Consider the following 20434-nt stretch of genomic DNA (forward strand, 5'->3'; position numbering starts at 1 on the left):
CAGAATGTTGTCTGTACGATTGCCTCGCGGCGCGCGCCCTCGATGAACGCTACGTACAGCCGGACAATGATTAGAAAGACCAGCTTGCTTCGTAAGATCGTTCCGATAGCGAGGCGGTCAAGCTTCGCTAAAAGGATCATTTACAACTCGCATTCCTTCCAGACGCAGCCTTGTGAGCTACACTGAAAGGCGCGCGAGCGCCGAAATGATCCGGAGATAATGAAGTCTCGCGTGGCAATTGCTTGCCGCACGATCCAACTCGGATCGATCTCCTCTTTACGATGTCAGAAATCACGCAGCTTACCGTCCATCCGGACTAGTAAGTGCGAAGTGATGTTTCGCGGACGATTTTAGGTGCACGATCAGTCGATGATCAAACCATCTGGTGGAGCCAGACGGGATCGAACCGACGACCTCATGCTTGCAAAGCACGCGCTCTCCCAGCTGAGCTATGGCCCCGTAACCAGAAGACGAATGCTCGTTTGATTAGCCCGCCTTCGCCAAGGCTACGGCGCGGCAGCCTTCATTTTGAAGGGCTTGCCTAGCCGAAGCTGCGAAGCGCGAAGGCTGGTGGGCCTGGGAAGACTTGAACTTCCGACCTCACGCTTATCAAGCGCGCGCTCTAACCAACTGAGCTACAAGCCCCTAACGCATATCCAGTCAAGGACCAGGGATCTGCAAGGTTGCAGCCCCAGCGCGTGTTCGTCCGCGAAGAAAGAGAAACGAAGACGGCGAAATCCCGCCAATGCAGCTCAACGATCCTGACGACCGTTGGCCACTGATGTTTCTAAAACGATCCGATAGTGAGCCGAAGCTCTCTGAAGGATCATCCTTAGAAAGGAGGTGATCCAGCCGCAGGTTCCCCTACGGCTACCTTGTTACGACTTCACCCCAGTCGCTGACCCTACCGTGGCCGGCTGCCTCCCTTGCGGGTTAGCGCACCGTCTTCAGGTAAAACCAACTCCCATGGTGTGACGGGCGGTGTGTACAAGGCCCGGGAACGTATTCACCGTGGCGTGCTGATCCACGATTACTAGCGATTCCAACTTCATGGGCTCGAGTTGCAGAGCCCAATCCGAACTGAGACGGCTTTTTGAGATTTGCGAAGGGTCGCCCCTTAGCATCCCATTGTCACCGCCATTGTAGCACGTGTGTAGCCCAGCCCGTAAGGGCCATGAGGACTTGACGTCATCCCCACCTTCCTCGCGGCTTATCACCGGCAGTCTCCTTAGAGTGCTCAACTAAATGGTAGCAACTAAGGACGGGGGTTGCGCTCGTTGCGGGACTTAACCCAACATCTCACGACACGAGCTGACGACAGCCATGCAGCACCTGTGCTCCAGGCTCCGAAGAGAAGGTCACATCTCTGCGACCGGTCCTGGACATGTCAAGGGCTGGTAAGGTTCTGCGCGTTGCGTCGAATTAAACCACATGCTCCACCGCTTGTGCGGGCCCCCGTCAATTCCTTTGAGTTTTAATCTTGCGACCGTACTCCCCAGGCGGAATGCTTAAAGCGTTAGCTGCGCCACTAGTGAGTAAACCCACTAACGGCTGGCATTCATCGTTTACGGCGTGGACTACCAGGGTATCTAATCCTGTTTGCTCCCCACGCTTTCGTGCCTCAGCGTCAGTATCGGGCCAGTGAGCCGCCTTCGCCACTGGTGTTCTTGCGAATATCTACGAATTTCACCTCTACACTCGCAGTTCCACTCACCTCTCCCGAACTCAAGATCTTCAGTATCAAAGGCAGTTCTGGAGTTGAGCTCCAGGATTTCACCCCTGACTTAAAGACCCGCCTACGCACCCTTTACGCCCAGTGATTCCGAGCAACGCTAGCCCCCTTCGTATTACCGCGGCTGCTGGCACGAAGTTAGCCGGGGCTTATTCTTGCGGTACCGTCATTATCTTCCCGCACAAAAGAGCTTTACAACCCTAGGGCCTTCATCACTCACGCGGCATGGCTGGATCAGGGTTGCCCCCATTGTCCAATATTCCCCACTGCTGCCTCCCGTAGGAGTTTGGGCCGTGTCTCAGTCCCAATGTGGCTGATCATCCTCTCAGACCAGCTACTGATCGTCGCCTTGGTAGGCCATTACCCTACCAACTAGCTAATCAGACGCGGGCCAATCTTTCGGCGATAAATCTTTCCCCGTAAGGGCTTATCCGGTATTAGCACAAGTTTCCCTGTGTTGTTCCGAACCAAAAGGTATGTTCCCACGCGTTACTCACCCGTCTGCCGCTGACGTATTGCTACGCCCGCTCGACTTGCATGTGTTAAGCCTGCCGCCAGCGTTCGCTCTGAGCCAGGATCAAACTCTCAAGTTGGACTTGAACTTTGAACCGGCTGATCACAACGTTTGACGAGGTCCCACCATTTTTCCGACGACCGAAGCCGCCGAGCTGCCCGCGATTCACATCGCTGGCAACGATGGTGTTTCCTTTAAAACGTGTACCGCCGAAGTCTTTCGTCCCCTCTCAGAACTTAAAAGCCGAAGCTCTTCAGTATCCGAGAGGCGCAAGGACTCCGCCGTCCACGTTTCTCTTTCTTCATCTTCACTTGTCAAACAGCCCGGGACCAGGAGGCCCCAACCTTCCAGAGAGGAAGGGTTCCGACACCCTTACCGACGATGGATGAACTCCAACCGACTGGTGTCGGCTGTTGTGTCACTCAACAAGGTGAGGAGCATCAGTGGCGCGTTCGCTCGCCTTGGTCAGTGACCCGGCGGCGCCGCGCTCAGTGGTCGGGTTATAGGCCCCCCCGACCGGGATTGTCAACGCCCATCGTCAACAAATCGTCGCACAGTGGATCATCGAAAAAAATTCAGTGATTCCAGTCGATTAGAAGGGGCGGGAGCGAGCCGGCCGAACCGGCCCGGCAAAAAAACTCAAAAAAAGTTTGCGCCCCAGGGGGCTCCGGAGGGGCTCCGGAAGCGGCTCTGGGCGCCCTCCCCAGGCGGACCCCAGCGCCCGGCCTTTCAGGAAACTTTTTCCATATTAGGCGCCGTACTTGAGCCACAATCCCGCGGCGTTCTGATAAGAGACAAGCTTGAATCGCGGGGATGCCAGTGGGGGCTGCCGGCGATTTTGGTGGGGTCAGAGGAAGGCGATCATACGATGAAGCGGCCTTCTTCAGACATTCGAGAGACATCGAGAGATCTTTTCCGCTTAGCTGTTCGTAATTTCGGCCGGCCCGTCATCAGGGCCTTCTGACCGCGGACGCCTGTGCGGCTTGCCTTTTCCTGCGATGCCCCTTCAAGAGGGCGGCCAGGAGAGGGTTCGAAACCGGGCTGGTATGGGCCGGGCTGTATGGACCTCTTGGGTCGTTGATTGGGGGACTTGGGTTGAACCACAGGACGTCACGCGGCGCTTACGGGCGTGAGACCGGGATCATCGATCTCGGCCACGAGCCGCCGCTGTCCGTCGATGGTTCGGAAGCCGCCGTCATCGACCGCCGTCGCGTCTCGGTACAATGGTTCAGCGGGACAATTCTGACCGGACTTTGCGGCGCAGCCCTGATCGGCGGCGCCGTTTTCGCTTCTCTGGACGGCGAGATGACCTTCGCCAAGGTGCCGGAGCGGGTCGAAGGCGCGCTGCGCGGAGCATTCGGCGCAGCTGATCGCGCCGCCACGCTGCACAAGAGCGATCGCCTGCCGCCGCCGAGCGAATCCACCGCCTCGCGCAACATCGTGCGCGTCTCGACGGTCGCCCGCGTTGGCAACCGCGACGTGATGCGGGTCCGCCCCTTCGTCCGGATCGCCGGCAATCTGTCGATGACGACGAGCGATCTGTCGGCGAAGATCCCGCCGTTCAACGCCCAGCGCATGCTCACCGACGTCGGCTCCGATCCCAAGACCGCATCGGAAGATCCTAACAATCCGGAAGCCGTGGAGCCCGATGCCGAGGTCTCCTTCGTCACCAAGGATTTGTCGCCGGTGCTGCCGAAGGCCAAGATTTCCGCGGTGGTGGCGCTCGACGACATCCTGATGCGGGTCCGCGATGCCGCCAACTGGCGCGGCAATGGCGGGGTGCGCTACGCCTCGCTGGCCAACGCCGCCGCCGACGTTTCCGGCGCGACCGGCCCGTCCGACATCAGAAGCGCCTACGCCGCCGAAGCTTCGCCGTCCGATCCCTATGCCGGCTTCGAGACCCGCGTGGTGCCGGAAAACGTGACGTTGCTGCCGAAGACCAAGGAGCAGATCACCGGCGGCAATCCGAACGGCGAACGCGTCCACATGGTCAAGAAGGGCGACTCGGTCGGCTCCGTCCTGCGCGATCTCGGCGCCACGGCCGAGGAAATCAAGGCGATCACCGCAACGCTCGGGCCCCGCGGCCGCGACGGCGGCCTGAAGGAGGGCGAAAAGCTTCGCATCCTGATGGCGCCCGCAAGCCCCGGCGCCAGACTCCAGCCCTATCGCGTCGTGGTTGCAAACGACACCATGGTCGAAGCCATCGCGGCTTTGTCGGATCTCGGCAAATACGTCGCTGTCGACGTCTCCAGCATGAACACCGTCGCCGACGCCACGGCCAACGCCAGCAGCGACGACGATGACGACGATGACGGCACTGGCGTGCGGCTCTACCAGAGCATCTACGAGACCGCGATCCGCAACAAAGTGCCGATGCCGGTCATCGACGACATGATCAAGATCTACTCCTACGACGTCGACTTCCAGCGCAAGGTGGCGCCGGGCGACTCGTTCGACGTGTTCTATGCCGGCGAAGAAGAGGGCACGACGTCGAGCGAAAAGAACGACGTGCTGTTCGCCTCTCTCACGGTCGGCGGCGAAACCAAGAAATACTACCGTTACCAGAGCCCCGACGATGGCGTCGTCGACTATTACGACGAGACCGGCAAGAGCGCGAAGAAGTTCCTGGTCAGGAAGCCCGTCAACAACGCCATCATGCGCTCCGGCTTCGGCGGGCGGCGCCATCCGATCCTGGGCTTTGTGAGGATGCACACCGGTGTCGACTGGGCCACCGCCTACGGCACTCCCATCTTCGCCGCCGGCAATGGGGTCATCGAGAGGGCCGAATGGGAGGGCGGCTACGGCAAATATATCCGCGTCAAGCACAACAACGGCTATGAGACGGCCTACGGCCACATGTCGGCCTTCGCCAAGGGCATGGAAGCCGGCAAGAAGGTGCGGCAGGGCCAGGTGATCGGCTTCGTCGGTTCGACCGGCGCGTCGACCGGTCCGCATGTGCACTACGAAATCCTGGTCAACGGCCGCTTCGTCGATCCGCTGCGCGTGAAACTGCCGCGCGGCCGCTCGCTGGAAGGCCCGATGCTCGCCAGCTTCGAGAAGGAACGCGACCGGCTCGACGGCATGATGAGCGGCCGGGGCGGCGCCATCGCCCGCATGTCGGACGCAACCGGCGGCCCGCTGCAGGTCAGCAACCGGTAGTGGCAACCGGCTGACGCCAGCCGGACATCCTCAGACACGACTGGATGGAACGCTACGAAGCAGCAGGCCGCTTCACCGCGCCACAATTTCAAGTTTCGTTTGCCAAAGCCGCCTCACGGACGAATACTTTCCAAAAAATGGGAGGTCTCGCCATGAAGAACAGGCTCGCCTGCGCTGCCCTGATTGCTGCGGTTTTCTCCGTCACCAGCGCGTCCGCCGAGACATCGGCGGGGACCTTTGAGGTTACGAAACTCGTCCCCGGTTCGGCGTTCCATGGCGTCCACGGACTCGGGATCGACAAGGCCGGTCATCTGTTTGCGGGCAGCGTCGCAGGCGCCATGCTCTACGAGGTCGACATCGCCGGCGGTACCGCCAAGGTTGCAATCCCCGCTCCGATCGGAATGGCCGACGACATCGCATTCGCGCCCGACGGCACCATGGCATGGACCGGATTCCTGGCCGGCGATCTCTATGCGCGCAAGGGCGACGGCCCGATCAAGAAGCTCGCTTCCGGCCTTCCAGGCATCAATTCGCTCGCCTTCCGCAAGGACGGCAGGCTCTACGCCACGACGGTCTTCCTCGGCGACACGCTCTATGAGATCGACGTCGAAGGCGTCAAACCGCCCCGCCAGATCATGGAGAAGATGGGCGGCCTCAACGGCTTCGAATTCGGCCCCGACGACAAGCTCTACGGGCCGCTCTGGTTCAAGGGACAGGTCGCCAAAGTCGACGTCGACAAGGCCGAACTGACCGTGGTTGCCGACGGATTCAAGGTCCCGGCCGCGGTGAATTTCGATTCCAAGGGCAATCTCTGGGTGGTCGACACCGCGCTCGGCCAGCTCGTCCGGGTCGACATCACCTCGGGCGCCAAGACAATGGCCGCGCAGCTGAAGCCGTCGCTGGACAACCTCGCGATCGACGGCAAGGACCGCGTCTACGTCTCCAACATGGCCGACAACGGCATCCAGGAGGTCGATCCCGCGACCGGCCAGGCCAAACAGATCATCATCGGCAAGCTCGCTTTGCCCGGCGGCATCGGCGTCACCTCGGAGAATGGCAAGGATACGATCCACGTCGCCGACGTATTCGCCTATCGCACGGTGGACGGCGCCACCGGCGAGGTCACCGAGAAGGCGCGCATGCATGCCGACGGCGTCAGCCTCGAATACCCGATGAGCGCGACGGCGAAGGGCAACGACGTGATCCTGTCGAGCTGGTTCACCGGCACGGTGCAGGTGATCGACGGCAAGACCGGCGCAACGCGCGACATGCTGCACGGCTTCAAGGCGCCGCACGACGCCATCGTGCTCGAGGACGGCAGCATTCTGGTGGCCGAGCTCGGCACCAAATCGCTGGTGCGCGTCAGCGGCGAGCATGGCAAGGATCGCACCACGCTGATCGGCGGGCTCGAGGGCCCGATTGGACTCGTCGGCGGCTCGAGCGGCGAGGTCTATGTCACCGAAGCCTTTGCAGGGCTGGTCTCCAGGGTCGACAAGAACGGCGAAAAAACCGTGATCGCCAAGGACCTGAAGATGCCCGAAGGTCTCGCACGCGGCAGCGACGGCAGGCTGATCGTGGCGGAGGTCGGCGCGAAGCGGCTGATCGAGATCGCGCCGGAGAACGGAGAGGTCACCGAGATCGCGGCCAATCTTCCGATCGGCCTGACGGGTGCGCCCGGCGGCCTGCCGACGCATATCCCGACCGGCGTGGCGATCGGTGCGACGGGCGTCATCTACGTCTCGTCGGACGTGGAGAACGCGATTTACAGGGTCGTCAGGAAGTAGCGCCAGCGCCGAGCGGCAAAAAAAGCCCCGGAGAGGACGAACCTCTCCGGGGCGATTGTTGCTTGGGCCTGTGATCAGTTCAGCTTGCGCTTCGTCACCGGCGCCTCGAACTGGGCGATCTCCGCAGTCTGCGGCGCCTTGCCATTGAAGGTCAGCACATTGCCTTCGGACGAGATCGCAACGTGGTCCCCGTCCCTGACGTCGCCGGCCAGGATCATCTCGGCGAGCGGATCCTGGAGGTGGCGCTGAATCACGCGCTTCAGCGGTCGTGCGCCGTAGGCCGGATCCCAGCCCTTGGCGGCGAGCCAGTCGCGCGCAGCACTGTCGAGCGTCAGCACGATCTTGCGGTCGGTCAGCAGCTTCTGCAGTCGCATGAACTGGATCTCGACGATCCGGCCCATCTCGTTCCGCTGCAAGCGGTGGAACAGGATGATCTCGTCGACGCGGTTGAGGAATTCGGGGCGGAAATGCCCGCGCACCATTCCCATCACCTGCTCGCGCACGGCCGAGGTGTCCTCGCCCTCCGGCTGGTTCACCAGATACTCCGAACCGAGGTTCGAGGTCATGATGATCAGCGTGTTGCGGAAATCCACGGTACGGCCCTGACCATCGGTCAGGCGGCCGTCGTCGAGCACCTGCAACAGGACGTTGAAGACGTCAGGATGCGCTTTCTCGATTTCGTCGAACAGCACCACCTGATAGGGCCGGCGTCGCACCGCTTCGGTCAGCGCGCCGCCCTCGTCATAGCCGACATAGCCCGGAGGCGCGCCGATCAGCCGCGAGACCGAGTGCTTCTCCATGTACTCGGACATGTCGAGGCGAACCATCGCGGTCTCGTCGTTGAACAGGTACTCCGCGAGCGCCTTGGTCAGCTCGGTCTTGCCGACGCCGGTCGGCCCCAGGAACATGAACGAGCCGGTCGGCCGGTTCGGGTCCTGCAGGCCCGCACGCGAACGTCGCACGGCGGTTGCGACCGCACGCACGGCCTCGGCCTGGCCGACGACGCGGGTGCCGAGCTGCTCCTCCATCTTCAGGAGCTTCTCCTTCTCGCCTTCCAGCATCTTGTCGACGGGCACGCCGGTCCAGCGCGACACCACCTGGGCGATGTGGTTGGCCGTAACAGCCTCCTCCATCATCTCGCCGGAGTTTTGCGTTGTATTATCCTTGGCCTCGATATCCGCCAGTTGCTTCTCAAGCTGCGGGATCCGGCCATAAGCCAGCTCGCCGGCCTTCTGAAATTCGCCGCGGCGCTGCGCGTCGGCGAGATCGACGCGCAGCGCGTCGAGCTCGGCCTTCAGCTTCTGGGCATCGGAGAGCTTGTTCTTCTCCGCACTCCAGCGCGCGGTGATCGCCGCAGATTTTTCTTCGAGTTCGGCCAGCTCCTTCTGGAGCGTCTCGAGACGGGACTTGGAGCCGAGATCGCTCTCCTTCTTGAGCGCTTCCTGCTCGATCTTGAGCCGGATGATCTCACGGTCGAGCGAATCCAGCTCCTCCGGCTTGGAATCGACCTGCATCTTCAGCCGCGCCGCGGCCTCGTCCATGAGGTCGATCGCCTTGTCGGGCAGGAAGCGGTCGGTGATGTAGCGGTTGGACAGGGTCGTGGCGGCCACCAGCGCGGAATCGGTGATCCGCACGCCGTGGTGCTGCTCGTACTTGTCCTTGAGACCACGCAGGATCGAGATCGTGTCCTCGACCGAGGGCTCGCTGACGAAGATCGGCTGGAAGCGCCGCGCCAGCGCCGCATCCTTCTCGACATGCTTGCGGTATTCGTCGAGCGTGGTCGCGCCGATACAGTGCAGCTCGCCGCGCGCGAGCGCGGGCTTGAGCAAATTGGAGGCGTCCATCGCGCCGTCGCCCTTGCCCGCGCCGATCAGCGTATGCATCTCGTCGATGAACAAGATGAAGGTGCCCTCGCTCGCGGTGACTTCCTGGAGCACGGCCTTCAGCCGTTCCTCGAACTCACCGCGATATTTCGCACCCGCAATCAGCGAGCCGAGATCGAGCGACAGCAGCTTCTTGTCCTTGAGGCTCTCCGGCACGTCGCCGTTGACGATGCGCAGCGCGAGGCCCTCGGCGATGGCGGTCTTGCCGACGCCGGGCTCGCCGATCAGGACGGGATTGTTCTTGGTCCGGCGCGACAGCACCTGAATCGTGCGGCGGATCTCCTCGTCGCGGCCGATGACCGGATCGAGCTTGCCGTCACGCGCAGCCTGGGTCAGGTCGCGGGCATATTTCTTCAGCGCGTCATAGGCGTTCTCGGCGGTCGCGGAATCCGCGGTGCGGCCCTTGCGCAGCGCTTCGATGGCCGCGTTGAGATTTTGCGGGGTGACGCCACCCTTGGCGAGGAGGCTGCCTGCCTCGCTGGTCTTCTCCAGCGCGAGGCCGAGCAGCAGCCGCTCGACGGTGACAAAGCTGTCGCCGGCCTTCTCGCCGGCCTTCTCGGCCGCGTCGAAGGTCCGGGCGAGTTCGGGCGCGAGATAGATCTGGCCGGCGCCTGCGCCGGAGACCTTGGGCACCTTGCCCAGGGCGTCCTCGGTCGCCTTCAGAATTGCGCGCGAATTACCGCCGGCGCGGTCGATCAGACCGGAAGCCAAGCCCTCATTGTCGTCCAGCAGGACTTTCAGGACGTGCAGGGTGGAAAACTGCTGGTGCCCCTCGCGCACCGCAAGCGACTGCGCGGACTGGACGAAGCCCCTGGATCGTTCGGTATACTTCTCGATATTCATATCTTTTCTTTCCCTCGGCCTGCCCATGGAGCCCTCAAAGGCACTCCAAATGGCATCTTCATTGGGTTTCCGATTACCGCATTGACGTTTCTCAACCGGTAACGGTCGTTATCAGCCGGCGCTGGCGCCGACCTGATCCAGATGTGGGAAGCGGGCCCTCGGATCGAAAGAGGCGAGTTCACAATTTCGTGCGCGGATCCGCCCGCTTGGCGGGGCTGCGTCGAATCCCCTAAGTAACGGCATGACAGCCAGCCAGACCGCCGAAATCACCGGCCTTTACCGCTACCCGATCAAGGGCCTGACGCCCGAGCCCCTGCCCCGTGTTCCGCTTCGGACCGGCCAGACCCTCCCCGCCGACCGCCGCTACGCCATCGAGAACGGCCCGAGCGGGTTCGATCCGGAGTCGCCCCAATGGAAGCCGAAGATCCAGTTCCTGATGCTGGCGCGCAATGAGCGGCTGGCGTCCCTCGACAGCCGCTACGAGGACGCGACCAACCGCCTGACCATCCGCAAGGACGGCCAGGTCGTCGCCAGCGGCGATCTCGAGACCCCTGCCGGGCGCGCCGCCATCGAGAGCTATTTCACGGAGAATTTTCAGCCGGAGCTGAAGGGGCCGCCAAAAGTGCTGTCCGGCCGCGACCACAGCTTTTCCGATGTTGCCCGCAAGGTCGTGTCGATCATCAATATCGGCAGCGTCCGCGCGATCGAGGCCATGCTCGGCGGCGCCCCGGTCCACCCGCTGCGCTTCCGCGCCAATCTCTACGTCCAGGGCTGGCCGGCCTGGTCCGAGCTCGACCTGGTCGGCCAGACGCTCGCGATCGGCCAGGCCAGACTAAAGGTGGTCAAGCGCATCGTCCGCTGCCCGGCCACCAATGTCGATCCCGAGACCGCGGTCCGCGATCTCGAGATACCGCCGACGCTCTCGCGCCATCTCGGCCACATGGATTGCGGCATCTACGCCGAGGTGATCGCCAACGGCGAGATCGGCGTGGGGGATGCGGTCGCGGTGGAACAGCCGAGATTGGTGTGACAGGGCGCTGCCTCAACACACACCGTCATTGCGAGCGCAGCGAAGCAATCCAGTAATCTATCCGCTGAGACAGTCTGGATTGCTTCGTCGCTTCGCTCCTCGCAATCACGGCGGTCAGTTCGGCATCACATACGCATAGATCCGGCCGCGCGAGACCGGGGCTTCGCGGACGCGGTTGCCGTTGTTGCCGGAGATCATGATCGGATTCCCCTGCGCGTCGATGCCGGTGATGATGCCGACATGACCGCCCCGGCCGCCGCGCGACATCACCGCAATGGCGCCGACCTGCGGACCGGAGACACGGGTGCCGTAATGCGCGAACGAGTTCGCCATGTCCGATCCGGTGCCGTGGTGGCCGGTTTTCTCAAGCACCATGTTCATGAAACGCGCGCACCACAGGCTGCCGCGCCCGGTCGGATTGCCGCCGACATAGCGGCGCGCCTCGGACACGAGGCCCGAGCCGCCGCCGAAGCCGCTGCTCATACCCGTGTTGCCGATCTCGCCAGCGCTGCTCTTGTTGACAGCGTAGCTCATCTTACCGGCGCGGCTCATATTGCCAGCACGGCTCATGTTTCCGCCGAAGCCCATGTCTCCGCTGCTCATGTCTCCGCCGCCCGTGTAGCGCATGTCACCCATGCCGCCGCTATTGGCGTTCGGATCGTAGCTGGCCTGCGTGTTCATGAATCCGCCGGCCTGCAACTGCGCCGCGCTGCGCTCGAAGCGCGAGCTACGTCCATGGTGGCGGTAATGATGATATCCGCTGGCGTGATGCGCGTGAGCGTGCCGCTCTGCGCTATGACGATGATGCGGCCGCGCTGAGGCCGGAGACGAGAACGCGGCGACCGCCGCGAAGAAGAGCGCCAGCGCGATAACACAACGCGACAGGCGAGACGCAAACAACTCAAACATTCTTCATCCTTCGTTGACACCCCCAGTTCCGTATCGGCCCGTGCGGTGACCGACATCCGCCGGGCCGTAAAGCGTCCGGATGTGGCGAGAACAAGACGCCGCGCGGCGCTGCGAATTAACGCTTCGGGGAATTGTTGCGATGATTTTGTGTCGATGCTGGTCTGACGCTGCCGCATTGCGGACAACAGCATTAACTGCAATTCTCAAAGCACGGCTTCAAGAGAGGGAAACAGTTAATGCCCCACGCCACGACCAGGGACGACGTCCGCATCTATTTCGAAGAGGCGGGTCAGGGAACGCCGATCATTTTTCTGCACGAGTTCGCGGCCGACTACACCAATTGGGAGCCGCAGATGCGTTACTTCTCGCGCGGCCACCGCTGCATCACCTATTCCGCACGCGGCTACACGCCGTCTGACGTGCCTGCCGGCGAGGTCTACACCTCCACACATTTCTACACCGACGCGCTTGCCGTACTCGATCATCTCAGGATCGAGCGCGCCCATCTGGTCGGTCTCTCGATGGGTGCATACTCATCGCTCCAGATCGGATTGAACGCGCCGCAGCATGCGCTGTCGATGACGCTGGCCGGTGTCGGCTCCGGCTCGGAGCTCGAGAATCTCGACGCCTGGCGCAAGCAGTGCCGCGCCAATGCCGAACAGTTCGAAATGCTCGGCGCCGCGGAAGTGGCAAAAGTCACGCGCGAGGCGCCGAGCCGGATTCCCTTCCTGGTGAAGGACCCGCGCGGCCATGCCGATTTCTACGCCGCGCTGGCGCGGCACGATTCCAGGGGATCGGCGAATACGATGCGCGGCTTCCAGGGCGGCCGTCCCTCGATCTACACGCTGACGGATGCGATCAAAGGCGTGGCAACACCGGCACTGATCATCTGCGGCGATGAAGACGATCCGTGCATCGGGGCGAGTTTGTTTTTGAAGAAGCATTTGCCGGCGGCAGGGCTCGCGATGTTTCCGAAGTCCGGCCACGTGCTCAACCTCGAAGAGCCCGCGCTGTTCAACGAGACGGTGGAGCGGTTCGTGACGCTGGTGGAGGCGGGACGGTGGCCGGTGCGCGATCCGAGGTCCCTGGCGGCGCATTAGCCAAACACTCCATCGCGTAGCCCGGATGGAGCGCAGCGTAATCCGGGATTCCTCCAGACGCGGCGCGACCTGCCCCGGATTGCGCTGCGCTCCATCCGGGCTACGGGCCGCTGCGATCGCAATGACGAGAAACTACTTCCCCTGCCCGCGCGTCAGCAGAAACACGCCCTGCTCGCCGAACAGATTCCACACCCACCACGGCATCCGCAGCCGCAGCGGGCGGCCATAGAGATCGAGCGCCTCGGCGCGCTCCATCTTGACGTGGATTTCGTCGCAGAGCTCGACAAAGTCCTTGATGGTGCAGAAGTGGATGTTGGCGGTGTCGTACCAGCTTGCCGGCAGATTCTCCGTGCGCGGCATGTGGCCGCCGATCAGGAGTTGCAGCCGCATCCTCCAGAAGCCGAAATTCGGGAACGAGACGATGGCGCGGCGGCCGATACGCAGCAGATTCTCCAGCACCACCTTCGGCTGCCGCGTCGCCTGCAGCGTCTGCGACAGGATTACGTAGTCGAAGGCGTCGTCAGGGTAATTCACGAGGTCGGTGTCGGCGTCGCCCTGCACCACCGCAAGGCCCTTGGCCACGCAGCGGTTGACGCCTTCGCGCGACAGCTCGATGCCACGGCCGTCGATGCCGCGCGTTTCCAGCAGCTGGAGCAGGTCGCCCTCGCCGCAGCCGACGTCGAGCACCTTCGAGCCCGGCTTGACCATCTCCGCAACCAACCGATGGTCGGCGCGAAACTGGCCGGGCTGCTCCGACGCAAGGCCGCCCAGCGGCAGCACTTCCTGCACTGACATCCTAGCCACCCTTGCTGCTGAGCCCGCGTGCCTTGCCTGCCGATTCCAGGAAGGCGCGGGAGATATCGAAGAATTCGGGAACGTCGAGCAGGAAGGCGTCGTGGCCGCGATCGGTCTCGATCTCGGCGAACGACACCCGTGCGCTCGACGCATTGAGCGCATGCACCAGCGCGCGCGATTCCGAGGTCGGAAACAGCCAGTCGCTGGTGAAGGAGACCACGCAGAAGCGGGTCTGGATGCCCGCAAACGCCTTCGCGAGCACGCCGCCATGGTCGCCGGCGATGTCGAAATAGTCCATCGCGCGGGTCAGATAGAGATAGGAATTGGCGTCGAAGCGCTCGACGAAGGACGAGCCCTGGTAACGCAGATAGGACTCGACCTGGAAGTCGGCGTCGAACGAGAAGGTCGGCAGCTCGCGGTCCTGCATGCGCCGTCCGAATTTGCGGTGCAGCGCCGCGTCCGAGAGATAGGTGATATGCCCGGCCATCCGCGCCACCGCGAGGCCGCGATGCGGATGCGTCGCCTGATCGACATAGCGCCCACCATGCCAATCCGGATCGGCCATCACCGCCTGCCGGCCGAGCTCGTGGAACGCGATGTTTTGCGCCGAATGTCGCGTGCTGCACGCGGTCGGAAGCGCGGAGAACACGCGATGCGGATAGGCCGCGGTCCATTGAAGCACCTGCATGCCGCCCATCGAGCCCCCGACGACACAGAGCAGCGTGTCGATGCCGAGGCGGTCGAGCAGCATGGCCTGCGCCCGCACCATGTCGGGGATCGTAATGATCGGGAAATCCAGCCCCCACACCTTGCCGGTCGCCGGATTGGTCGAGGCCGGGCCGGTCGAACCCATGCAGCCGCCGATCACGTTCGAGCAGATGATGAAGTACTTGTCGGTATCGAGCGGGCGGCCGGGGCCGACCATGATTTCCCACCAGCCCGGCTTGCCGGTCAGCGGATGCACATTGGCGACGTGCTGGTCGAGCGTCAGCGCATGGCAGATCAGGATGGCGTTGGAGCGGTCCGCATTGAGCTCGCCATAGGTCTGGTAGGCGATCTGGAACGGCGAAAGATCGACCCCGCAGTCGAGCGGCAACGGCTGCTCAGCACCGAAATACGCGACGAGCGAACTCGGATGATCGACCTCATGCGACCGCTCGTCGGCACTGATCGCGGGACTCGGAATCGACTTGACGCCAACCATCTGACCATCGACCTCATTTGCGATCAGACTTCAGATCGCGACTGACATCAGGCCATGAAAAACCCGGCCTGAACGATAGGTTCGGCCGGGATCGAAAACGTCCCCGGCCTGTTTAGCGAGTTTTTTAACGTGGCTGCAAGCCGGCCGGCTCAAATGACCACGGAACAGGCAAAACCTACTGTCTTGGGCGGTTTTCGTCAAGTCGCGGCCCGGATGAACCGGATCTGCCTCCGTCCGGCCTGCCGAAAAGGCCGTCATTTCTCTTTGCTTTCGCCGCCCTGACTGCCTAATCAGGACATTCCCCGCAGCCACTGAACAGTTCCAGCCAGATATGTCCCAACGTCCGCCCGCGCCACCATCGCTCCAGGAACTGCGCAAGGAGATCGACGAGATCGACGCGGGCATGCATCGCCTTCTGATGCAGCGCGGCGACATCATCGACCGCCTGATCCAGGTGAAGCAGACCCAGGAGGTCGGCTCGGCGTTCCGCCCGGCGCGCGAGGCCTCCATGATGCGCGACATCGTGCAGCGTCATCGCGGCATCCTGCCGCTCGACACGGTCGAGAGCATCTGGCGCGTCATCATCTCGACCTTCACCTATGTGCAGGCGCCGTTCTCCGTGCACGCCGACATCTCGGTGAGCGAACCGGCGATGCGCGATTCCGTGCGCTTCCATTTCGGCTTCACCGTGCCTTACGTCGCGCATTTCAGCGCACAGGCGGCGGTCGAAGCGGTGGCGAAATCCAAGGGCGATCTGGCGCTGGTCTCGGCGACCTCCAGCCGCACGCCGTGGTGGCTGGAGCTGGAAGCGGAAGGCGCACCGAAGATCATCGCGCGGCTGCCCTTCGTCGAGCGCGCCGACCATCCGGCCGCGCTGCCCGTGTTCGCGATCTCGCGCGTCGCCGACAGCGCCCTGGTGACGGAGGTCGAGACCTTCAGCGTACGTGTCTCCGGCTGGAATGCCGAGATTGCGCGCGCCCTGTCGCCCCTCGCCGAGATCGTGGCGGTGCCCGATACCGCCTTCGACGGCGCGGCGCTGCTGGTCTCGGTCACGGCCGCGAGCAGCATCGACAAGATCAAGGCAGCCCTGATCGAGGCGGGGGCCTCGGTGCGCTCCACGGCCCTCGTCGGCAGCCATGCAACGCGCTATACGGTGGCCCCGACCGGGCAAAAATCGTAAATCGCGTACTGCTTAAGCTACTTTCGGAGTTGAAGATGTCCCGCCCCGTGCCGAATCCCGGCATTCTCGATATTGCGCCCTACACGCCCGGCAAGAGCCCGGTGGCGGAGCCGGGCCGCAAGGTGTTCAAGCTCTCGGCCAACGAGACGCCGTTCGGTCCCTCGCCCAAGGCGATCGCGGCCTTCAAGAACGTGGCTGATCATCTCGAAGATTATCCGGAAGGCACCTCGCGCGTGCTGCGCGAAGCGATCGGCCGCAGCTTCGGGCTGGACCCCAACCGCATCATCTGCGGCGCCGGCTCGGACGAGATCCTCAATCTGCTCGCCCACACCTATCTCAGCCATGGCGACGAGGCGATCTCGACCACGCACGGCTTCCTGGTCTACCCGATCGCGACCATGGCGGTGGGCGCCAAGAACGTGATCGCGCAGGAGACCAACCTGACCTGCGACGTCGACGCCATCCTCAAGGCAGTGACGCCGAAGACAAAACTGGTCTGGCTCGCCAACCCCAACAATCCGACCGGCACCTATATTTCGTTCGACGAGGTCAAGCGCCTGCGCGCCGGCCTGCCCTCGCACGTGCTGCTGGTGCTGGACGCCGCCTATTGCGATTACGTTTCGCGCAACGACTACGAGATGGGAATCGAGCTGGTCGCCACCACCGAGAACACGGTGGTGACGCACACTTTCTCCAAGATCCACGGCCTTGCCGCGCTCCGCATCGGCTGGATGTTCGGCCCCGAGCACATCATCGACGCCGTCAACCGCATCCGCGGTCCGTTCAACGTGTCGACGCCGGCGATGTACGCCGCCGTCGCCGCGATCGAGGACACCGCGCACCAGGCGATGTCGAAGCAGTTCACCGAGACCTGGCGCAACTGGCTCACCGAGGAGATCGGCAAGCTCGGGCTGAAGGTGACGCCCAGCGTCGCCAATTTCGTGCTGATCCACTTCCCGACCGAGAAGGGCAAGACCTCTGACGACGCCGATGCCTATCTGACCAAGCGGGGGCTCGTGCTGCGCGGGTTGAAAAATTACGGCCTGCATCATTCGCTGCGCATGACCATCGGCACCGAGGAGGCCAATCGCCTCGTCGTCGATGGTTTGCGTGACTTCATGGCCGGCAAATGAGCGCGAACCCGCACTTCCAGCGCGTCGCCCTGATCGGCTTCGGCCTGATCGGCGGCTCGATCGCGCGCGCTGCGAAGCTCCAGGGCTTGGCCGGCGAGATCGTCACCACCGCGCGCTCGGAGAAGACGCGGGCGCGGGTGCTCGAGCTTGGCATCGTCGATCAGGTCGTGGCGACCAATGCGGAAGCGGTGAAGGATGCCGATCTCGTCATCCTCTGCATTCCCGTCGGCGCCTGCGGACCGGTGGCGCAGGAGATTGCGGCACATCTCAAGCCGGGCGCGATCGTCTCCGATGTCGGTTCGGTCAAGGGCGCGATCGTCAGGGACATGGCGCCGCATTTGCCGAAGACCATCCATTTCGTACCGGCGCATCCCGTCGCAGGCACCGAGCATTCGGGCCCTGATTCCGGCTTCGCCGAGCTCTTCATCAACCGCTGGTGCATCCTCACCCCGCCGGAAGGCGTCGATGCGGCTGCCACCGATCGCCTGCGCGCCTTCTGGGCGGCGATGGGCGCCAAGGTCGAGGTCATGACGCCGGATCATCATGATCTCGTGCTCGCGATCACCAGCCACCTGCCGCATCTGATCGCCTACACCATCGTCGGCACCGCCGACGAGCTGCAGCAGGTGACGGAGTCGGAGGTGATAAAATTCTCCGCCGGCGGTTTCCGCGACTTCACCCGCATCGCGGCGTCCGATCCGACGATGTGGCGCGACGTCTTCCTCGCCAACAAGGAAGCCGTGCTGGAGATGCTCGGCACCTTCACCGAGGATCTCGCCAAGCTCACCCGCGCGATCCGCCGCGGCGACGGCGAGGCGCTGTTCGACCACTTCACCCGCACCCGTGCCATCCGCCGCGGCATCGTTGAGATCGGCCAGGATTCGGCCGCGCCCGACTTCGGCCGGCCGCACGCGGCGCTGAAGAAGCCGTAAGCCGACGTAGCGCGGACAAGGCTGCGTAGCCCGGATGGAGCGCAGCGCAATCCGGGACGGTGCTTGCCGCGTTGAAGAACCCCGGATTACGCTTGCGCTCCATCCGGGCTACGGCACCTCATGACTAGAACGGATAGTAGCGGATCTGCGTCATGACGATGTTGTCGTCGGTCTTCGGCGCACCGCCGACCCCGGCGAAGGCGAAGCGTTGCGTGTAGGAATACTGCACGCCGGCTTTGAGCGTGCCGTATTTGCCCTGATAGATGGTGTCGTAGAGTCCAGCTGTGACCTGCCGGACTTCCCTGGTATTGCCGTTGCAGGTCGCAGCCGGCGAATTCTCGGTGGAGCATCCGGTGTTGTTGTAGAGCGGATTGCCGTAGCCGAAGGGCACCGTCCCGACATTCGCAAACGCCGCCTTGGCCCTTTCCAGACCTGCATAAGAGTAGACATCAAGGCTCGGCGTCGCGTGCCACACCAGGCCGGCGGCGGCAGCCGTGATCGTCAAGGGAAGAATCGTGCCATCCTGTGCCACCGTGGCATCGGGAAACGGCGACGCCGTGAAGCGACCGAGCACCCCGCGTGCGCCATAGAGCTGGAGATCCAGCGTCTTCGGAATCAGCTCGGCAAAAATGTGCCCACCGAAGCTTCCGGTGTCGTAGCTGTGGTTGGCGTTGTTGAAGCGGTCGAACAGCTGGCGATAGAGCGCCCACGCCTCGACATGCAGCTTGGTGGGCCCGAGCCGCGGATCCCAGGCCGCTTTCACCGTGACGTCGGGCACCTGGTTCAAGCTGACATTGTTGAGGTTATTGAAGAAGCTGCCGCCGGGGCCAGTCAAATTGACCTGGAGGTTTGGGTTCAGCACGCCCTGCGGCCCAACCGCGGGCGTGCCGACGGTCGGCACGTTGCCGCCGAAGAAGGAGGTCTGCGCGTTCTCGACCGATGCAGCGATCTTGAACTCCGGTCCGATATCCTGCCAGACGCGAAGGCCCGGTTGCCGCGCGGCGAGAAATCCGGGAACGAGCTCGAAATCGATCACGCCCGGCGCATCGATGCCGCGCGGATCGATCCCGGCCTTCATCGGCGTGTTCAGCGACCATGATTGTCCCGCCAGGACATGAAGGCCGAGATCGGTTCGGTCCACTTCGAGGCTGAGCTGCCGCATGCGCGGATTGAACGAATTGGTCGTGACCGAATTCGCCGTCTGCGCCGCGCCTTCGAAATCGATCTCGCCATAGCCCGCGAGATGCGTGTCGGCGTCGACGTTGCCCTCGGCCAGAACCGAGAACCGGCTCTGGCGCGCGGAGAAACGCGTCTCCGGAAAATAGTAATTCCGGCTCTGCGGATAGGGGATGGCGTTGTAGATTGATCCGGTGTCGGACGCGAGATTGCGCGAGCGGTAGATGCCGGTGAGATCGACCCAGCCGCCGAATGTCAGCGTGACGCCCTTGTAGCAGACCTTGCCGGCCGCACACGGATCGACAGGCAATGCCTTGTAGGTTGCCGGCATTGGCGCGGCCTTCGCTTGCGCCTCAACCTGTCGCGTCTTGCGCGCCTCCGAATCCACGCGCTGCTGCAGCTCTTTCAGCTTGGCCTTCAGCGACTGGATTTCGGTTGCGACATTGTCGTCGGCACGCGCCTGTCCCGAACAGGCAGCGAGCATGCCCAGCATCAGTCCGTAGTTGATGATCCGCACGTGAACCTCCCTCCTCTTGGGAAGCTGGTCCGATCCGTCGCGCCTCGTCTGGCGCTTGCATGCTTCCCTGGTGTGGAGTGATTTGAATGCGGCTGCGGTTATTCTCGGCGACGCTGGCTTTCTGCATCACGTTTTCCTGACGACGATGTTCGGAATATTTGCGCTGCTGGACCAATCCGCATGCGCGATTGTCGCTCTTGTCCAAGGCAACGCGCATTGAGCCCGGCCGGGGCATGACCGGGCTCAACTTCGCGACGGGCAAGCGGAGGATGGAGGTTATTTGCCCTTGGTCGCACGCATCACCGTGGGGCGCGGTGACTTCGCCGACGGCACCGACGCCATCGTATCCCGCGTCGCGGGGCTCGCGAGGTTGCGATCGCCATTCGGATACATCGAGGCGTATGCGGCTGGCTCCTGCGACTGCCATTGCCACTGCGCGAGCGCCGGCGTCGCAAGCGCGCTCGATACGGCTATGGCGGCAATGAACAGTTTTGACTTGGTCATGATATTCTCTCCTGCCTGGGCAGGCCGCCTCATCGTGCG

General features: G+C 63.1%; 13 protein-coding genes, 2 tRNA genes, 1 rRNA gene and 1 riboswitch. Of the genes, 7 read left to right on the forward strand and 9 right to left on the reverse strand.

The window, feature by feature from the left end:
- Positions 1 to 383 precede the first annotated feature (383 nt).
- The 3 genes from AC1RR3_RS24630 to AC1RR3_RS24640 all read right to left on the reverse strand — a co-directional run bounded on the left by AC1RR3_RS24630 (position 384) and on the right by AC1RR3_RS24640 (position 2325).
- Positions 384 to 459 (reverse strand) — tRNA-Ala (locus AC1RR3_RS24630).
- Between the two features lie 109 nt (positions 460 to 568).
- A tRNA-Ile gene (locus AC1RR3_RS24635) sits at positions 569 to 645 on the reverse strand.
- Positions 646 to 836: 191 nt separating this feature from the next.
- Positions 837 to 2325 (reverse strand): 16S ribosomal RNA (locus AC1RR3_RS24640).
- Between the two features lie 1016 nt (positions 2326 to 3341).
- On the opposite strand from AC1RR3_RS24640, the gene AC1RR3_RS24645 reads away from it, so the two are divergent.
- Together AC1RR3_RS24645 and AC1RR3_RS24650 are read left to right on the forward strand one after the other, a co-directional pair.
- Complete coding sequence (locus tag AC1RR3_RS24645; protein ID WP_492825674.1) at positions 3342 to 5405, forward strand: peptidoglycan DD-metalloendopeptidase family protein; 2064 nt, start codon at positions 3342 to 3344, stop codon at positions 5403 to 5405.
- A 152-nt stretch (positions 5406 to 5557) separates the two neighbouring features.
- Positions 5558 to 7189 (forward strand): hypothetical protein, encoded by a 1632-nt coding sequence (locus AC1RR3_RS24650; RefSeq protein WP_492825675.1) that lies wholly within the window; start codon positions 5558 to 5560, stop codon positions 7187 to 7189.
- Positions 7190 to 7263: 74 nt separating this feature from the next.
- Here the strand turns inward: AC1RR3_RS24650 and clpB are convergent, their stop codons facing one another.
- Entirely contained in the window at positions 7264 to 9915 is a 2652-nt protein-coding gene (gene clpB / locus AC1RR3_RS24655; RefSeq protein ID WP_492825676.1) for an ATP-dependent chaperone ClpB, read from the reverse strand.
- 241 nt (positions 9916 to 10156) lie between these two features.
- Here clpB and AC1RR3_RS24660 point away from each other — a divergent pair, with 241 nt between their 5' ends.
- The gene (locus tag AC1RR3_RS24660; protein WP_492825677.1) at positions 10157 to 10945 is read left to right on the forward strand and encodes an MOSC domain-containing protein; all 789 of its coding nucleotides are present in this window, start codon (positions 10157 to 10159) and stop codon (positions 10943 to 10945) included.
- Positions 10946 to 11059: 114 nt separating this feature from the next.
- Here the strand turns inward: AC1RR3_RS24660 and AC1RR3_RS24665 are convergent, their stop codons facing one another.
- Complete coding sequence (locus tag AC1RR3_RS24665; RefSeq protein WP_492825678.1) at positions 11060 to 11854, reverse strand: TIGR02594 family protein; 795 nt, start codon at positions 11852 to 11854, stop codon at positions 11060 to 11062.
- A gap of 236 nt (positions 11855 to 12090) precedes the next feature.
- Here AC1RR3_RS24665 and AC1RR3_RS24670 point away from each other — a divergent pair, with 236 nt between their 5' ends.
- Complete coding sequence (locus tag AC1RR3_RS24670; protein ID WP_492825679.1) at positions 12091 to 12954, forward strand: alpha/beta fold hydrolase; 864 nt, start codon at positions 12091 to 12093, stop codon at positions 12952 to 12954.
- A gap of 132 nt (positions 12955 to 13086) precedes the next feature.
- Here the strand turns inward: AC1RR3_RS24670 and metW are convergent, their stop codons facing one another.
- The gene (gene metW, locus AC1RR3_RS24675; RefSeq protein ID WP_492825680.1) at positions 13087 to 13749 is read right to left on the reverse strand and encodes a methionine biosynthesis protein MetW; all 663 of its coding nucleotides are present in this window, start codon (positions 13747 to 13749) and stop codon (positions 13087 to 13089) included.
- 1 nt (position 13750) lies between these two features.
- On the reverse strand, positions 13751 to 14953 hold the full coding sequence (gene metX, locus AC1RR3_RS24680) for a homoserine O-acetyltransferase MetX (RefSeq protein WP_492825681.1): 1203 nt from the start codon (positions 14951 to 14953) through the stop codon (positions 13751 to 13753).
- Positions 14954 to 15044: 91 nt separating this feature from the next.
- A riboswitch (SAM riboswitch) is annotated at positions 15045 to 15124 on the reverse strand.
- A gap of 160 nt (positions 15125 to 15284) precedes the next feature.
- On the opposite strand from metX, the gene AC1RR3_RS24685 reads away from it, so the two are divergent.
- Genes AC1RR3_RS24685 through AC1RR3_RS24695 form a run of 3 tightly spaced genes read left to right on the forward strand, consistent with a single transcriptional unit; the run spans position 15285 to position 18198 of the window.
- Positions 15285 to 16133, forward strand: coding sequence for a chorismate mutase (locus AC1RR3_RS24685; RefSeq protein ID WP_492825682.1), 849 nt, complete (start codon positions 15285 to 15287; stop codon positions 16131 to 16133).
- Between the two features lie 35 nt (positions 16134 to 16168).
- Positions 16169 to 17266 carry a histidinol-phosphate transaminase gene (gene hisC, locus AC1RR3_RS24690; protein WP_492825683.1) on the forward strand — a complete coding sequence of 366 codons (1098 nt, stop codon included), beginning with the start codon at positions 16169 to 16171 and terminating at the stop codon, positions 17264 to 17266.
- The gene (locus AC1RR3_RS24695) at positions 17263 to 18198 is read left to right on the forward strand and encodes a prephenate/arogenate dehydrogenase family protein (RefSeq protein ID WP_492825684.1); all 936 of its coding nucleotides are present in this window, start codon (positions 17263 to 17265) and stop codon (positions 18196 to 18198) included. Before hisC ends, AC1RR3_RS24695 begins: the two co-directional genes overlap by 4 nt.
- A 124-nt stretch (positions 18199 to 18322) precedes the next feature.
- Here the strand turns inward: AC1RR3_RS24695 and AC1RR3_RS24700 are convergent, their stop codons facing one another.
- Positions 18323 to 19891 (reverse strand): hypothetical protein, encoded by a 1569-nt coding sequence (locus AC1RR3_RS24700; protein WP_492825685.1) that lies wholly within the window; start codon positions 19889 to 19891, stop codon positions 18323 to 18325.
- 276 nt (positions 19892 to 20167) lie between these two features.
- Positions 20168 to 20395, reverse strand: a complete 228-nt coding sequence (locus AC1RR3_RS24705) for a hypothetical protein (RefSeq protein WP_492825686.1) — start codon at positions 20393 to 20395, stop codon at positions 20168 to 20170.
- Between the last annotated feature and the right edge of the window lie 39 nt (positions 20396 to 20434).

The organism is Bradyrhizobium sp. GW821-FHT13H05 (genome assembly GCF_058804065.1).

Bases quoted from the DNA above. Each gene is read 5' to 3' on its own strand.
- AC1RR3_RS24650 (WP_492825675.1), top strand. From the start codon at position 5,558: ATGAAGAACAGGCTCGCCTGCGCTGCCCTGATTGCTGCGGTTTTCTCC.
- clpB (WP_492825676.1), bottom strand. From the start codon at position 9,915: ATGAATATCGAGAAGTATACCGAACGATCCAGGGGCTTCGTCCAGTCC.
- AC1RR3_RS24660 (WP_492825677.1), top strand. From the start codon at position 10,157: ATGACAGCCAGCCAGACCGCCGAAATCACCGGCCTTTACCGCTACCCG.
- AC1RR3_RS24665 (WP_492825678.1), bottom strand. From the start codon at position 11,854: ATGTTTGAGTTGTTTGCGTCTCGCCTGTCGCGTTGTGTTATCGCGCTG.
- AC1RR3_RS24670 (WP_492825679.1), top strand. From the start codon at position 12,091: ATGCCCCACGCCACGACCAGGGACGACGTCCGCATCTATTTCGAAGAG.
- metW (WP_492825680.1), bottom strand. From the start codon at position 13,749: ATGTCAGTGCAGGAAGTGCTGCCGCTGGGCGGCCTTGCGTCGGAGCAG.
- metX (WP_492825681.1), bottom strand. From the start codon at position 14,953: ATGGTTGGCGTCAAGTCGATTCCGAGTCCCGCGATCAGTGCCGACGAG.
- AC1RR3_RS24685 (WP_492825682.1), top strand. From the start codon at position 15,285: ATGTCCCAACGTCCGCCCGCGCCACCATCGCTCCAGGAACTGCGCAAG.
- hisC (WP_492825683.1), top strand. From the start codon at position 16,169: ATGTCCCGCCCCGTGCCGAATCCCGGCATTCTCGATATTGCGCCCTAC.
- AC1RR3_RS24695 (WP_492825684.1), top strand. From the start codon at position 17,263: ATGAGCGCGAACCCGCACTTCCAGCGCGTCGCCCTGATCGGCTTCGGC.
- AC1RR3_RS24705 (WP_492825686.1), bottom strand. From the start codon at position 20,395: ATGACCAAGTCAAAACTGTTCATTGCCGCCATAGCCGTATCGAGCGCG.